Consider the following 15,017-nt stretch of genomic DNA (forward strand, 5'->3'; position numbering starts at 1 on the left):
ATGGTGTGGTCCGCGCGGCGCACTCCGGTAGTCCGGTAGCGCCGCCTGTCTGAAGCCAACCGTAGCCGAGCTCGCGTGACCGATTTCCCCGTTTTCCACTGGACCGACGCCGACGGCGCCGAACATGCCGTGCGCTGGCGCTCCGAAGCCGGCGTGCAGCCGCCGAAGCGCGCCGTGCCCGCCGACGACCGCCTCACCGCCGACGCGGCGTACCGCCTCGCGTGCGAGGGCACCGCACTCGTCTGGCAGGGCGATTTCCAGAATGCACGCCAGCTCGTGCAGGCGATGGCGCGCCGCGTCGAACGCAAGCCGAAGAAGGCGAAGGCCGCGGTCGGGGGCGACGCGTTCAACCTGCACCGGCTCGCGCAATCGCAGCGCGCCCGCACGCTCGGGATGCTGCTGATCCCGCTCGACGCCGACTACACGATCCCGCTGCGCCGCGCGCCCGACGTGCGCGCCGCGTGCGAGGAAGCGTACGGCCCGGGCGGTGTACCGTCGGTCGTGTCGCTGCGCGAACTGCTCGGCCTCGTCGGCGCGCACGAATGGCGCAAGAAGGGCGTGCCGATCCCGGCGCTCGGCGGCGCGCCGATCCATCCGCATTACGGCGTGTTCTCGCCGGTGCGCGGCGAATACGTCGAGCTCGTCGCGCGCACGCCGCTGCCCGCGACCTCGCTCGCGTTCGACATCGGCACGGGCACCGGCGTGCTCGCGGCCGTGCTCGCGTCGCGCGGCGTCGAGCGCATCGTCGCGACCGACCAGGATCCGCGCGCGCTCGCATGCGCCCGCGAGAACGTCGCGCGGCTCGGTCATGCCGGGCGCGTCGACGTCGTCGAAGCCGACCTGTTTCCGGCCGGCCGCGCGCCGCTCGTCGTCTGCAACCCGCCGTGGGTGCCGGCCCGTCCGAGCGCGCCGATCGAATACGCGGTCTACGATCCCGACAGCCGCATGCTGCGCGGTTTCCTCGCGGGGCTTGCCGACCATCTCGAACCGGGCGGCGAGGGCTGGCTGATCCTGTCCGATTTTGCCGAGCATCTCGGCCTGCGGCCGCGCGACACGCTGCTGCAATGGATCGACGCAGCCGGTCTCGTCGTGCTCGGCCGCGAAGACATCCGCCCCGCACACCCGAAGTCGGCCGACGCGGACGATCCGCTGCACGCCGCGCGCCGCGCCGAGGTCACGTCGCTCTGGCGGCTCGGCGCGCGAGCCTGATCGCGTATTTTCGGTAAACTGTCGCCATTCCTCACGAATTCCCGCCGCCGGGCCGTGGTCGACCGACCGTGGCCCGGCGCCGTTTCACGATGTCGAACAAGACCTACGAAATCCGTCCGGAGCAGTCCGTCGAGCTGCTGAAGGAACTGCACATCCTGACCCGCGACGGCAAGCTGAACCAGGACAGCCGCCGCAAGCTGAAGCAGGTCTATCACCTGTTCCAGTTCATCGAGCCGCTGCTCGCGAGCGTGCAGGCCGACAAGGGCGGCGTGACGCTCGTCGATCACGGCGCCGGCAAGTCGTATCTCGGCTTCATCCTGTACGACCTGTTCTTCAAGCAGCAGCCGGAGCACGGCACGCCGGCGTTCGCGTCGCACGTGTACGGGATCGAGACGCGCGAGGAGCTCGTCACGCGCTCCACCGAACTCGCCGCGCGGCTCGGATTCGGCGGGATGTCGTTCCTGAACCTGTCGGTCGCCGATTCGATCACGTCGCCGAAGCTGCCCGAAACGGTCGACGTCGTCACCGCGCTGCATGCGTGCGACACGGCGACCGACGACGCGATCCGGTTCGCGCTCGCGAAGCGCGCGCAGCACATCGTGCTGGTGCCGTGCTGCCAGGCGGAAGTCGCGGGCGTGCTGCGCAAGAACAAGGGCAAGTCGCTCGCGAACGCGCTGACGGAAGTGTGGCGGCATCCGCTGCATACGCGCGAATTCGGCAGCCAGATCACCAACGTGCTGCGCTGCCTGCAGCTCGAGGCGCACGGCTACCAGGTGAGCGTGACCGAGCTGGTCGGCTGGGAGCATTCGATGAAGAACGAGCTGATCATCGCGCAGTACAAGAACCTGCCGCGCCGCAAGCCCGGCGAGCGGCTGAACGAGATCCTCGGCATGTTCGGGCTCGCCGAACTGAACGAGCGCTTCTTCGCGCCGGCGCCCGCGGCGGCGGCCGGCGAGGCCGTCGAGCAGTCCGCGGACTGAGGCGGACAGAGGCGGATCGAGGCGGACCGACGTCCGGCCCGGCTGCCGCGCGCCAGCCACCCGCCGCGCGACGCGTCAGACGTCGTCGCCCGGCAGGCGCATCCATTCAATCCAGCCGTCGTGGCCGAGGCGGCGCAGCGTTTCCTGGTTTTTCTCGTAGATCGCGGATGCGTCCGGGAACGCATCGACCGCGCGCGCGATGCTGTCCTCGCGCAGCAGGTGCAGGATCGGATACGGCGCGCGGTTCGTGTAGTTCTCGATGTCGTCGGCTTCGCTGCCTTCGAACCGGTACTCGGGATGGAAGCTCGCGATCTGCAGCACGCCGTCGAGTCGCAGTTGCCGCACGAGCCGCTCGGCGAAGAACAGCGCATCGTTGTAGTCGACGAAATCCGCGAACGCGCGCGGATAGATCATGAGCGTCGTGTCGACCTGCTGCGGATCCGCTGCTTCGAGCGCGCGCAGCTCGGTTTCGAGATCGGCGAGCGCGTCCTCGAGCGTCGTCGCGTCGCTGATCGCGTAGCGCACCTGTTCCTTCACATAGACGCTCTTCGCGAACGGGCACAGATTGAGCCCGATTACCGCGCGCGCGAGCCAGTGCCGCGTGGCGGCGAGAATGTCGTCGTGCGAGTCGGGGCGGGTATCGGTCATGGCGGAGGCGGTCGGGCGAAGCGGCAGCGAGGGCCGCATTGTAGCCGGAGCGGGCACGCCGGGTTGGGGCGTGCGCCGCCCGTCACGCGCAGGCGGCTTCGATCAGCTGCGTGGCCAGCGCGGGCGCGGTGCCGATCGGCGTTTCGCCGTGCCGGTAGGTCTGGCTCGCCGCGTAGATGCCTTCGACGATGAGCGCGAGCGCGTCGGCGAGCGCTTTCGGCTGCCGGGCGCCCGCGCCTTCGCACAACTCGACGAGCCGCTTCATCAGCTGTTCCTTGTTCTGTGCGACGCGCTCGCGCGCCGGATGCGACGTATCCGGGAATTCGGCCGCGACGTTGACGAACGGACAGCCACGATAGTCCTTCTGCGTCGCGCGTTCGGCCAGATCGACGAAATACTGGATCAATTGCGCCTTCGGCTGGCCCGGATGCTTCGCGACGCTCGAATCGAGACGCTCGAAGAAGCACGCATCCATCCGTTCCAGGTACGCGAGGATCAGCTCGTCCTTCGACGAGAACTGGCGGTACAGGCTCATCTTGTTGACGCCCGCGCGCTCCACGACCGCCTCGACGCCGACCGCGCGCACCCCTTCCTTGTAAAACAGCTCCTCCGCGGCGCGCAGCAGGTGTTCCTGCGCGGCGGCCGCGGCGATCGGCTGGCGCGTGCGGCGTGCCGGCGGCTTGTTGGCGGCCTCGATGCCCGACATGATGACCCTCGACTGCGTGGTGAATTGCTTGACATGTTACCGACTGGTCACTACGATCGCAACACACTTGTGACCGAGCGGTAACAATGCCGACCGGATCGACAGACAAATGCCACGTATCGGCCCGGGTCAGCCGATGCAGCGTGCGGCGGAGGTGGCCCGGAGGTGAGGCGGGGCAGGCGCGCGAGCGCGGGCCCGCCAACTGGAGAGCGACAACATGAACTGGGCAGTGACACGAATCGGCGGGCGCTTCCACTACGGATGGCTCGCGGCGGCGGTGGTTTTCCTGATCCTGCTGGCGGCGGCCGGCACGCGCGCGACGCCGAGCGTGCTGATGGTGCCGCTCGAGCGCGAACTCGGCTGGAGCCGCGCGGCGATTTCGCTGGCGATTTCGGTGAACATTGCGCTGTACGGCCTGACGGGCCCGTTCGCGGCCGCGGCGATGCAGCGTTTCGGGCTGCGGCCGACGATCCTCACCGCGCTGGTGACGATGAGCGCGGGCGTCGCGCTGTCGTCGATGATGACGCAGAGCTGGCAGATGGTCGTGATCTGGGGGCTGATGGTCGGCTGCTCGACCGGCGTCGTCGCGCTGACGCTGTCCGCGACCTTCGTCACACGCTGGTTCCATGCGCGGCGCGGCCTCGTGATGGGCATCCTGACCGCGAGCACGGCCACCGGCCAGCTCGTGTTCCTGCCGATGCTCGCGGCGATCGCGCAGCGCCACGGCTGGCGGCCGGTCGTGCTGGTCGTCGCGGTGGCGGCCGCGATCGTGATTCCGCTGGTCGCGTTCCTGCTGCCCGAGCGGCCGGCCGACGTGCAGCTGCGTCCGTACGGCGAGCCGGCCGACGCGCCGGCGGCGCCCGACGCGACGAAGGAGAACCCGCTCGCGGTCGCGTTCCGCACGCTGCTGACGGCGAGCCGCTCGCGCGACTTCTGGCTGCTGTTCTTCAGCTTCTTCATCTGCGGCGCGAGCACCAACGGCTACGTCGGCACGCACCTGATCGCGATGTGCAGCGACTACGGGATGTCCGAAGTGCAGGGCGCGTCGCTGCTCGCCGCGATGGGCGTGTTCGACCTGTTCGGCACGACGCTGTCGGGCTGGCTGTCCGACCGTTACGACAATCGCGTGCTGCTGTTCTGGTACTACGGGCTGCGCGGGCTGTCGTTGATCTACCTGCCGCATGCGTTCGGCATCGACTTCTTCGGCCTGCCGCTGTTCGCGATGTTCTACGGGCTCGACTGGATCGCGACCGTGCCGCCGACCGTGCGGCTGGCCACCGACGTGTTCGGCAAGGCCGCGGCGCCGGTCGTGTTCGGCTGGATCGTCGCCGGCCACCAACTGGGCGCGGCGTTCGCGGCGCTCGGCGCGGGGCTGCTGCGCGCGAGCCTCGGCACCTATACGATCGCGTCGATGATCTCGGGCGCGCTCTGCATCGTCAGTGCGCTGATCGTGCTGCGGATCAATCGCGGCCCGTCCCGCGCGGCCGCGCAGGCCGCCTGAGCGCGGCGACCAGGCCGCCCCGCGCGCGTGGGCCGGCCGGTCAATGCAGGAACGCTGATTTGCATTGCGCGGGATGACCGGGCGCGTGACGGCTCAAGCGGTTATGCTTGCGGTTCGCCGGGCGTTCGCGCCCTTCATCGATGTCAGCGAGGAACCGCATGTCCGTCAAACCTGCTCCCACCACTGTTTCGATTCACGACCTGATCGCCGGCCGCTGGAGCCCGCGCGCGTATTCGGACGAGCCGATCAGCGCCGCCGATCTGCACGCGGTGCTCGAAGCGGCGCGCTGGGCGCCGTCCGCCTACAACGCGCAACCGTGGCGCTTCATCGTGTTCGATCGCACGCAGGACGAAGCGGCGTTCAAGCACGCATTCGCGACGCTGGTGCCGTTCAACCAGGGCTGGAACGCGCCGGCGCCGGTGCTGATCGCCGTGACCGCGCATACGCTCACGCCGAAGGGCGAGCCGGCGCCGACCGCGCTGTACGATGCGGGCGCGGCCGCGATGTCGCTGGTGCTGCAGGCGCACGCGCTGGGTCTCGCCGCGCACCAGATGAGCGGCTTCGATGCGAAGGCGTTCCGCGATGCGTTCGAGATTCCGGCCGACGTCGCGATTCCGGCGATCATCTCGCTCGGCCACTACGGCAACGTCGACAAGCTCGACCCGGTGTTGCGCGAACGCGAAAAGGCGCCGCGCACGCGCCATGCGATCGGCGAGGTCGTGTATGCGGGCGCATGGAAGAAGGGTTTCGACGCCGCAGCCTGATGGTGCAAGCGGGCAGGCGTGCGTCAAGCACCTTGTCCGCACCTGTCGCCGACCTGCCGCAGGTGCGCCTGATCTCCGCCTCGGGCCGGTTGCGCCGCACCGGCGGCGGCCCCCGGTTGTGATCCGGCGGGCTTCATGTTAAAAAGCCCGTCCTTTCCGTTTTCGCGCCGGCCATGCTGCGGCACCTTCCCATGACTTACTGCGCGATCGATTTCGGCACGTCCAATTCCGCCGTGGCCCTGCCCGACGGCGACGCCATGCGCCTCGCGCCCGTCGAGGGCGACCACCTGACGCTGCCCACCGCGATCTTCTTCAACAACGACGAGCAGACGGTCGAATACGGCCGGGCGGCGCTCGCGTCCTATATCGACGGTTTCGACGGCCGCCTGATGCGCTCGATGAAGAGCATCCTCGGCTCGCCGCTCGCGGAAACGACGACGGATCTCGGCGACGGTAGCGCGATGGCGTACACGGAGATCATCGCGCGCTTCCTGACGCACCTGAAACGCAAGGCCGAAGCGCGCGCCGGCGCGCCGATCGGCCGCGCGGTGCTCGGCCGGCCGGTGTTCTTCGTCGACGACGATCCGCGCGCCGACCGTCTCGCGCAGGACCAGCTCGAAGCGGCCGCGCAGTCGGTCGGGTTCGCGGACGTGCATTTCCAGTACGAACCGATCGCGGCCGCGTTCGACTACGAGTCGCGCCAGCAGGCCGAGCGGCTCGTGCTGGTCGCCGACATCGGCGGCGGTACGTCGGACTTCTCGCTGGTGCGCGTCGGGCCGGAGCGGATGGCGCGCCTCGAGCGCAAGGACGACGTGCTCGCGCACCACGGCGTGCACGTCGCGGGCACCGATTACGATCGGCGCGTCGAGCTGGCGGCGATCCTGCCGGCGTTCGGCTACCGCGCGCTCGATTCCGAGGGCCGCGAGCTGCCGAACCGGATCTACTTCGACCTGGCGACCTGGCACCTCATCAACACGGTCTACACGCCGAAGCGGCTGGGCGAGCTGAAGCTGATGAAGCACCTGTACCAGGACGTGCGGCAGTACGACCGGCTCACGCGCGTGGTCGAGCAGCGGCTCGGGCATGCGCTGATGGCGCGCGCGGAAGAAGCGAAGATCGGCGTGGCGGCGGGCGGGGAGACGATGATCGACCTGAACGACGTGGAAGAGGATCTGCAGATCGCGTTCGACGCCGAACGCCTCGTCGACGCGAGCGTCGACGACACGGCGCGCATCGTCGATGCCGCGCGCGAAACGGTGCGGCTGGCGGGCGTCGCGCCGCGCGACGTCGGCGCGCTGTATTTCACCGGCGGCTCGACCGGGCTCGCGTTCCTGTCGGGTGCGCTCGCCGGCGCATTCCCGGACGCGCAGCCGGTGTTCGGCGATCGCCTCGCGAGCGTCGCGACCGGGCTCGGCATTCACGCGCAGCGGCTGTTCGGCTGACCGGAGGCCATTCTCGATCGGCGGCGGCCGCATGGCTGCCCGCGCCGGAAAACAAAAAGCCCCGCCGAAGCGGGGCTTTTTTACACGAATTATCGCGCCGAACTTAGACCGGACGGATGTTCGCAGCTTGCAGACCCTTCGGGCCCGTCTTCACTTCGAATTCAACCTTCTGGTTTTCTTGCAGCGTCTTGAAGCCTTCGACGCGGATTTCCGAGAAGTGCGCGAACAGATCGTCGCCGCCGCCTTCCGGGGTGATGAAGCCGAAGCCCTTTGCGTCATTGAACCACTTGACGGTACCGGTTGCCATGTTACTTGTTCCTAAAAAGATAAAACGGGGCCGAGGCCCATGGGGTGCGGAAAATCAAGGAAGGGGGTAATGGGACCAACCGGAGTACCGTTGATGGGCGAACTACGAAAGAACCAATTCACTCGCCGCTTGAAATCCTGCAACGTTGTTTATACGGGTAATCGGTCGCGCGGTCAACCGGATTTCCATGCACTCAGGGTTATTGCGGAGATAAGGTTTACAAACCTTGCAAACGATGCGACTTTTTTGTAGGGGCCGAACGATTTTGGCGCCAACTTGGAGGTGCAACCGTTAAACTACGCGCCGCGTGGACGGGTTGCCCCGATCGGGTGATCCTTCCCCCCAAAATTGCATGCGCGCTGCTGTCCGAGCCGATCCCGGACCGCGGGCCGACCATGCTTTTTGAGACATAGGAGAGGATGTGAAGAGTTCTATTCAACGGAACATCGGCCCGTTTGCACTGATGCTGACGGGGCTGGGTTCGATTATCGGTTCGGGCTGGCTGTTCGGCGCCTGGAAGGCTGCGAAGATTGCCGGTCCGGCGGCGATTTGCGCATGGATCATCGGCGCGGTCGTGATTCTCGCGATTGCGCTGACGTACGCTGAACTCGGTGCGATGTTCCCCGAGTCGGGCGGCATGGTGCGCTACGCGCGCTACTCGCACGGTTCGCTGGTGGGCTTCATCAGCGCGTGGGCGAACTGGATCGCGATCGTATCGGTGATCCCGATCGAGGCGGAGGCGTCGATCCAGTACATGAGCACGTGGCAGTATCCGTGGGCGCATGCGCTGTTCGTGAACGGCGAGCTGACGACACCCGGCCTGCTGCTGTCGGCCGTGCTGGTCGTCATTTACTTCTTGCTGAACTACTGGGGCGTCAAGGCCTTCGCACGTGCGAACACCGCGATCACGATCTTCAAGTTCCTGATCCCCGGCCTCACGATCCTCGGCCTGATGCTGTCGAGCTTCCACTCGGAAAACCTCGGCACTGCATCGAATGCGAGCTTCGCGCCGTACGGCTGGTCGGCCGTGCTGACCGCGGTCGCGACGAGCGGTATCGTGTTCGCGTTCAACGGCTTCCAGAGCCCGGTGAACCTGGCCGGTGAAGCGCGCAATCCGTCGCGCAGCGTGCCGTTCGCGGTGATCACGTCGATCCTGCTCGCACTCGTGATCTACGTGCTGCTACAGATGGCGTATATCGGTTCGGTGAATCCGGCCGACGTCGCGAAGGGCTGGTCGCAGTTCAACTTCTCGTCGCCGTTCGCCGAACTCGCGATCGCGCTGAACCTGAACTGGCTCGCGATCCTGCTGTACGTTGACGCGTTCATCAGCCCGAGCGGCACCGGTACGACCTACATGGCGACGACCACCCGCATGATCTACGCGATGGAGCGCAACAACACGATGCCGAAGATGTTCGGCAACGTGCACCCGATCTACGGTGTGCCGCGCCAGGCGATGTGGTTCAACCTGCTCGTGTCGTTCATCTTCCTGTTCTTCTTCCGCGGCTGGAGCTCGCTCGCGGCAGTGATCTCGGTCGCAACGGTGATCTCGTACCTGACCGGCCCGATCAGCCTGATGGCGCTGCGTCGCGCGGCGACCGACATCGAGCGTCCGCTGTCGATCCCGCTGATGAAGCTGATCGCACCGTTCGCGTTCGTCTGCGCGTCGCTGATCCTGTACTGGGCGAAGTGGCCGCTGACGGGCGAAATCATCCTGCTGATGATCGTCGCGCTGCCGGTGTATTTCTACTTCCAGGCGAAGTCGGGCTGGACCGGCTGGGGCGCCGACCTGAAGGCCGCATGGTGGCTGGTCGCGTACCTGCCGACGATGGCCGTCCTGTCGCTGATCGGCAGCAAGGAATTCGGCGGTTACGGCGTGCTGCCGTACGGCTGGGACATGCTGATCGTCGCGGCAATCTCGCTGGTGTTCTACTTCTGGGGTGTGAACACCGGTTACCGGACCCAGTATCTCGACGAGCGCGAGGCGCACGACGAGATCCTCGAAGGGGTCGGTGCCTGACGCCTGACCTGCCACCGGAATCGGCGGTGGCGGGAACCGCAAAAAAAAGCCCGTCCGAGCGATGCTCGGGCGGGCTTTTTATTTGTGCTCGGCGCTTGTGTCGCCGTGTCGCGTGATTCAGGCGGCCGCGCTCGCGAACACGTAGTTCGTCATCGCGAGCACGCGTTGATACGTGCCGAGCGACTGGATGCCGAGCTGGTAGTCGTCGTCGGCTGCGCCGAGCGCGGCGAACACCGGCAGCAGGTGCTCGTCGGTCGGATGCATCAGCGCCGCGTGCGGCGCCTGCCGGCGATAGTCGAGCAGCGCGTCGACGTCGCGCGCGGCGAGCTTCGCCTCGAACCAGTCGGTGAATTCCGCGACGCGCGGATCCGCATCCTCGGGCGCCGCGCTGAAATCGGCCGCGCGCAGGTTGTGCGTGATCTGGCCCGAGCCGATCACCATCACGCCTTCGTCGCGCAGCGGCCGCAGCGCGCGGCCGAGTGCGAAGTGATGGGCCGCGTCCGCACGCGGCTGGATCGACAGCTGCGCGACGGGCACGTCGGCTTCCGGGAACATCAGCAGCATCGGCACCCACGCGCCGTGGTCGAGGCCGTGCTCGGTCGTCGCGGTCGCGATGCCGGCCGCGTTCAGCAGCGCGGCCGCCCGCTCGGCGACCTCGGGCGCGCCCGGTGCCGGGTAGCGGATCTCGTACAGTGCGCGCGGGAAGCCGTAGAAGTCATGGATCGTTTCCGGGTGCGCGGCCACGCTCGCGACCGGCTGCTGCGTGCCCCAGTGCGCGGACAGCATCAGCACCGCGCGGGGGCGCGGCAATTCGGCGCCGAGGTGCGTGAATGCGCCGGACGGCAGCGTCGGGTCGATCGGCAGCGTCGGGGCGCCGTGTGACAGGTAAAGCGAAGGCAAGCGGTTCATGGTGGGGAGCCTGCAATAGTGGGTTGCCTGTGACTATAGGCGCGCACCGGACATTGATAAATCGGCTTGCCGGAATTTGATTGAATCTCAATGGTTGATAATTTGGGTGCGCGGGAGCAGGCGCGGGGAGTGCTGGACGCGGCTGGATCGAACCGGAAGGCGGCAGAATCGACGAAGATGCGTGGAGAACGGCGCCGAAGCGCCGCGGCGAGCGGCTTACCGTGCGGGCCGGATGCCGGCCCACGGCGTCGTCATCGGTGCGCTGAGCGCGAACAGGTCGAGCACGCGCGTGACGGTCTGGTCGACGAGTTCCTCGATCGTCTTCGGCATCGCGTAGAACGCGGGCAGCGGCGGAAACACGATGCCGCCCATTTCGGTCACGGCGGTCATGTTGCGCAGATGCGCGAGGTTGAACGGCGTTTCGCGCACCATCAGCACGAGACGGCGGCGTTCCTTCAGCGTGACGTCGGCCGCGCGCGTGATCAGGTTGTCCGACAGGCCGTGCGCGACGCTCGCGAGCGTCTTCATCGAGCAGGGGGCGATCACCATCCCGTCGGTTGCGAACGAACCGGACGCGATCGTCGCGCCGACATCGCGCACCGAATGCACGACATCCGCCCGGCTTTCGACTTCGGCCTTCGACAGCTGCAATTCATGCTGGATATTGAGCCAGCCGGCGTTCGAAACCAGCAGATGCGTTTCGACGCCGCCGGCGGCGCGCAGCAATTCGAGCAGCCGCACGCCGTAGACCGCGCCGGTGGCGCCGGTGATCGCGACGATCAGCCGGCGTGGCGGCGCGCTGGGCGATGCCATCGGGAACGGGGCGTTACGCGGCGGCGAACAGTTGCTGCAGTTCGCCCGACTGGTACATCTCCATCATGATGTCCGAGCCGCCGATGAATTCGCCCTTCACGTACAGCTGCGGGATGGTCGGCCAGTTCGAGAATTCCTTGATGCCCTGGCGGATCTCGTCGTCCTCGAGCACGTTGACCGTCTTGAACTGGTCGACGCCGCAGGCTTTCAGCACCTGCACGGCGCGGCCCGAAAAGCCGCACATCGGGAATTGCGCGTTGCCCTTCATGAAGAGCACGACCTGGTTTTCGTCGACGATTTGCTTGATGCGTTGTTGGGTGTCCATGACTGACCTTGCGTTGGCGGGGCGTTAGAACGAAATGATAGCGGATTTCAACCGGGCGGGCCGGCCGTCAGACGGGCCGGCGGCCGCCCGTGGTGCGTTCGATCGCGGCGAGATCGGCGAGCGATTCGACCGCGACGAAGCCGCGTGACACGAGCAAGGCACGCACGGCTTCGGCCTGGTCGTAGCCGTGCTCGATCCAGAGCGTGCCGCCCGGTTTCAGGTAGGCGCCGGCGCCCGCGACGATCGTGCGGATCGCGCTGAGGCCGTCGGCATCGTCGGTGAGCGCGCCGCGCGGCTCGAACCGCAGGTCGCCCTGCGCGAGGTGCGGATCGTGCTGCGCGATGTACGGCGGATTGCTGACGATCGTGTCGAACGCGAGCGTCGGATCGAGCGCGGCGTACCAGTCGCTCTGCAGCCAGTGCAGCGGGCCGCCGGGGCGGCGCGCGTCGAGCAGCTTGTGCGCGTTGCGCCGGGCGACGTCGAGCGCGGCAGGCGAACGGTCGAGCGCCCATACGCGTGCGTCGGGCCGTTCGGCGGCGATCGACACGGCGATCGCGCCGCTGCCGGTGCCGAGATCGAGCACGGCCGGATGCGGGCGACCGTCGATCGCGTCGAGCGCGGCTTCGACGAGCAGTTCGGTTTCGGGGCGCGGGATCAGCACGTCGGGCGTCACATCGAACGGCCGGCCGAAGAATTCGCGCATCCCGACGAGCTGCGCGACCGGCTCGCCCGCCACGCGGCGCGCTTCGAGCGCGCGGTAGCGCGCGATCGCGACGGGTTCGAGCGGGGCGTCGCCGCGCGTGATCAGCTGCGTGCGGGTCCAGCCGAGCGCGTACGCGAGGAGCACGCGCGCATCGACCGGGTCGAGCGGCGACGCGCGCAGCAGATCGTCGGCGGTGGTATCGGGCATCGCGGCCTCAGTCGGTGTCGCCGAGCGACGCGAGCAGTTCGGCCTGGTGTTCGGTGACGAGCGCGCCGATCAGTTCGTCGAGATCGCCATCCATCAGCGCCTCGAGCCGGTACAGCGTGAGGTTGATCCGGTGATCGGTCATCCGGCCCTGCGGGAAGTTGTACGTGCGGATCCGCTCCGAGCGGTCGCCCGAGCCGATCAGGCTCTTGCGCGTCGCCGCTTCCTTCGCGTGCTGCTCGTGATACTGCTTGTCCTTGATGCGCGCGGCGAGCACCTTCAGCGCACGATCCTTGTTCTTGTGCTGCGAGCGGTCGTCCTGGCACTCGACGACGATCCCGGTCGGGATGTGCGTGACGCGCACCGCCGAATCGGTCTTGTTGATGTGCTGGCCGCCCGCGCCCGACGCGCGGAACGTGTCGATCCGCAGGTCGGCCGGATTGATCTCGACCTCGCCGATCTCGTCGGCTTCCGGCATCACCGCGACCGTGCAGGCGGACGTGTGGATGCGTCCCTGCGTCTCGGTCGCCGGCACGCGCTGCACGCGATGACCGCCCGATTCGAACTTCAGTCGCGAGTAAGCGCCCTGGCCGGCGATCCGCACGATCACTTCCTTGTAGCCGCCGAGATCCGACGGGCTCTCCGACATCATCTCGACCTGCCAGCGCTGGCGTTCCGCGAAGCGCAGGTACATGCGCAGCAGGTCGCCCGCGAACAGCGCCGATTCGTCGCCGCCGGTGCCCGCGCGGATTTCGAGGAAGATGTTGCGGTCGTCGTTCGGGTCCTTCGGCAGCAGCATCTTCTGCAACTCGCCTTCGAGGCGAACCATGCGTTCCCGCGCGCTGCGAATCTCGTCTTCGGCGAAATCGCGCATCGATGCATCGGCGACCAGCTCCTGCGCGGCCGTCTCGTCGCTGCGCGACTGGCGCCACAGCGCGTACTGCTCGACGACCGGGCCGAGTTCCGCGTGTTCGCGCGTCAGCTTGCGGTACTGGTCGAGGTCGGCCGTGACGTTTTCGCGGCTCAGCAGGTCGTTCAGTTCGGCCAGCCGGATAGACAGCTGGTCGAGCTTGCGTTGCATGCTCGTCTTCATGGTGTGGAGCGACGCTCCCGGACAAAAGGGGTATTCGAAAAGGATAGGCCGGCGCGCGGCCGGCGGCAGGGGCAACCGGCCGGCGCTAGTGGCCGGACTGGTCGTTCGAGCGCGGCGCGTGCTGGTAGAAGCCGCGCATCAGGTCGATCAGCGAATCGCGGTCGGTGCCGTTCACGCGGTTGAGCGCGCTCGTCGGGCCGTGGATCAGCTTGTTGGTGAGCGCCTGCGACAGCGCTTCGAGGACGGCGGCCGGATCGTCGCCGCGCGCGAGCAGCTTCTGCGCCTTCTCGACTTCCGCGCGGCGCAGCGCGTCGGCCTGCGTATGCATGTGACGGATCACCGGCACGACGCTGCGCGTGTCGAGCCACTGCATGAAGTTCTGCACGCGGGTTTCGATGATCGTCTCGGCTTGTGCAACCGCGGCCTGGCGCGATGCGTTGCCTTCGCGCACGATCGCACCGAGATCGTCGACGGTGTAGAGGAACACGTCCTTCAGCTTGCCGACTTCCGGCTCGATGTCGCGCGGTACCGCGAGGTCGACCATGAAGATCGGCCGGTGGCGGCGTGCCTTCACCGCACGCTCGACCGCGCCGAGGCCGATGATCGGCAGCGTCGACGCGGTGCACGACACGATGATGTCGAATTCGTGCATGCGGGCCGGCAGGTCCGACAACGGCATCGCGCGGCCGTTGAAACGTTCGGCGAGCCGCTGGCCGCGTTCGGCCGTGCGGTTCGCGACGACGAGCTCGCGCGGGCTCTGCGCGGCGAAGTGCGTCGCGCACAGCTCGATCATCTCGCCGGCGCCGATGAACAGCACGCGCTGATCCGACACTTTTTCGAAGATGCGCTGTGCGAGGCGGACCGCGGCGGCGGCCATCGACACCGACTGCGCGCCGATCTCGGTCGTGCCGCGCACTTCCTTCGCGACGGCGAACGTGCGCTGGAACAGCTGGTTCAGATAGGTGCCGAGCGCGCCGGCTTCCGTCGCGGTGCGCACCGCATCCTTCATCTGGCCCAGGATCTGCGTTTCGCCGAGCACCATCGAATCGAGACCCGACGCGACGCGGAACGCGTGCCGGACCGCTTCCGATTGCGGCAGCGCATAGACGTGCGGGGCGAGTTCGTCGACCGGAATCTGGTGGTACTCCGACAGCCAGCGAATCGCACCCTCGCGGGCGGCCCGATCGTCGGTCGCGCAATAGAGTTCGGTGCGGTTGCAGGTGGAGAGGATTGCCGCTTCGGGCGCATTCGGCGCTTGGGGGCCGAGGAACACGTTCTTGAACGTGACGAGAGCCGGCTTGATTTGCTCGAGCGGAAACGCCACGCGTTCGCGCAGGGCGACAGGCGCAGTGTGGTGGTTGATTCCGATCGTGAGGAGTTGCATATCGAGGGC

15 protein-coding genes are annotated in these 15,017 nt (G+C 67.5%); 6 read left to right on the forward strand and 9 right to left on the reverse strand.

What is annotated here, in order from left to right:
* The first annotated feature begins 75 nt into the window (after window positions 1–75).
* Window positions 76–1,209 carry a class I SAM-dependent methyltransferase gene (locus NQV17_RS31270; RefSeq protein ID WP_257775228.1) on the forward strand — a complete coding sequence of 378 codons (1,134 nt, stop codon included), beginning with the start codon at window positions 76–78 and terminating at the stop codon, window positions 1,207–1,209.
* A gap of 89 nt (window positions 1,210–1,298) precedes the next feature.
* Entirely contained in the window at window positions 1,299–2,189 is an 891-nt protein-coding gene (locus NQV17_RS31275) for an SAM-dependent methyltransferase (RefSeq protein WP_257775230.1), read from the forward strand.
* A gap of 75 nt (window positions 2,190–2,264) precedes the next feature.
* On the opposite strand, the gene NQV17_RS31280 is transcribed toward NQV17_RS31275, so the two are convergent.
* Together NQV17_RS31280 and NQV17_RS31285 are read right to left on the reverse strand one after the other, a co-directional pair.
* Entirely contained in the window at window positions 2,265–2,837 is a 573-nt protein-coding gene (locus tag NQV17_RS31280; protein WP_257775231.1) for a DUF1415 domain-containing protein, read from the reverse strand.
* A gap of 82 nt (window positions 2,838–2,919) precedes the next feature.
* Window positions 2,920–3,543 (reverse strand): TetR/AcrR family transcriptional regulator, encoded by a 624-nt coding sequence (locus NQV17_RS31285; RefSeq protein ID WP_257775232.1) that lies wholly within the window; start codon window positions 3,541–3,543, stop codon window positions 2,920–2,922.
* Between the two features lie 217 nt (window positions 3,544–3,760).
* Between NQV17_RS31285 and NQV17_RS31290 the strand changes: the two genes are divergently transcribed.
* The 3 genes from NQV17_RS31290 to NQV17_RS31300 all read left to right on the forward strand — a co-directional run bounded on the left by NQV17_RS31290 (window position 3,761) and on the right by NQV17_RS31300 (window position 7,250).
* Window positions 3,761–5,044: an MFS transporter gene (locus NQV17_RS31290; RefSeq protein ID WP_257775233.1), complete on the forward strand. Its 1,284-nt coding sequence runs from the start codon at window positions 3,761–3,763 to the stop codon at window positions 5,042–5,044.
* Window positions 5,045–5,202: 158 nt separating this feature from the next.
* Window positions 5,203–5,808: a nitroreductase family protein gene (locus NQV17_RS31295; RefSeq protein WP_044845905.1), complete on the forward strand. Its 606-nt coding sequence runs from the start codon at window positions 5,203–5,205 to the stop codon at window positions 5,806–5,808.
* Window positions 5,809–5,999: 191 nt separating this feature from the next.
* Window positions 6,000–7,250 (forward strand): Hsp70 family protein, encoded by a 1,251-nt coding sequence (locus NQV17_RS31300; RefSeq protein ID WP_257775234.1) that lies wholly within the window; start codon window positions 6,000–6,002, stop codon window positions 7,248–7,250.
* A gap of 103 nt (window positions 7,251–7,353) precedes the next feature.
* Here the strand turns inward: NQV17_RS31300 and NQV17_RS31305 are convergent, their stop codons facing one another.
* Window positions 7,354–7,557, reverse strand: a complete 204-nt coding sequence (locus NQV17_RS31305; RefSeq protein ID WP_006477070.1) for a cold-shock protein — start codon at window positions 7,555–7,557, stop codon at window positions 7,354–7,356.
* A 421-nt stretch (window positions 7,558–7,978) separates the two neighbouring features.
* Here NQV17_RS31305 and NQV17_RS31310 point away from each other — a divergent pair, with 421 nt between their 5' ends.
* Entirely contained in the window at window positions 7,979–9,577 is a 1,599-nt protein-coding gene (locus NQV17_RS31310; RefSeq protein WP_257775235.1) for an APC family permease, read from the forward strand.
* Window positions 9,578–9,694: 117 nt separating this feature from the next.
* Here the strand turns inward: NQV17_RS31310 and NQV17_RS31315 are convergent, their stop codons facing one another.
* The 6 genes from NQV17_RS31315 to hemA form a co-directional block, all read right to left on the reverse strand.
* On the reverse strand, window positions 9,695–10,486 hold the full coding sequence (locus tag NQV17_RS31315; protein ID WP_175816750.1) for a class III extradiol ring-cleavage dioxygenase: 792 nt from the start codon (window positions 10,484–10,486) through the stop codon (window positions 9,695–9,697).
* Between the two features lie 216 nt (window positions 10,487–10,702).
* Complete coding sequence (locus tag NQV17_RS31320) at window positions 10,703–11,299, reverse strand: UbiX family flavin prenyltransferase (protein WP_044845901.1); 597 nt, start codon at window positions 11,297–11,299, stop codon at window positions 10,703–10,705.
* Between the two features lie 13 nt (window positions 11,300–11,312).
* Complete coding sequence (gene grxD / locus NQV17_RS31325; protein WP_011883132.1) at window positions 11,313–11,624, reverse strand: Grx4 family monothiol glutaredoxin; 312 nt, start codon at window positions 11,622–11,624, stop codon at window positions 11,313–11,315.
* Between the two features lie 67 nt (window positions 11,625–11,691).
* Window positions 11,692–12,534 (reverse strand): peptide chain release factor N(5)-glutamine methyltransferase, encoded by an 843-nt coding sequence (prmC, locus tag NQV17_RS31330; protein ID WP_257775236.1) that lies wholly within the window; start codon window positions 12,532–12,534, stop codon window positions 11,692–11,694.
* Window positions 12,535–12,541: 7 nt separating this feature from the next.
* Window positions 12,542–13,624 carry a peptide chain release factor 1 gene (prfA, locus tag NQV17_RS31335; RefSeq protein WP_044845899.1) on the reverse strand — a complete coding sequence of 361 codons (1,083 nt, stop codon included), beginning with the start codon at window positions 13,622–13,624 and terminating at the stop codon, window positions 12,542–12,544.
* A gap of 85 nt (window positions 13,625–13,709) precedes the next feature.
* A complete protein-coding gene (hemA, locus tag NQV17_RS31340; RefSeq protein ID WP_044845898.1) occupies window positions 13,710–15,008 on the reverse strand; it encodes a glutamyl-tRNA reductase in 1,299 nt (432 codons plus the stop codon).
* Window positions 15,009–15,017: the final 9 nt, after the last annotated feature.

This window comes from Burkholderia sp. SCN-KJ (assembly GCF_024656005.1).
Classification (GTDB): Bacteria; Pseudomonadota; Gammaproteobacteria; order Burkholderiales; family Burkholderiaceae; genus Burkholderia.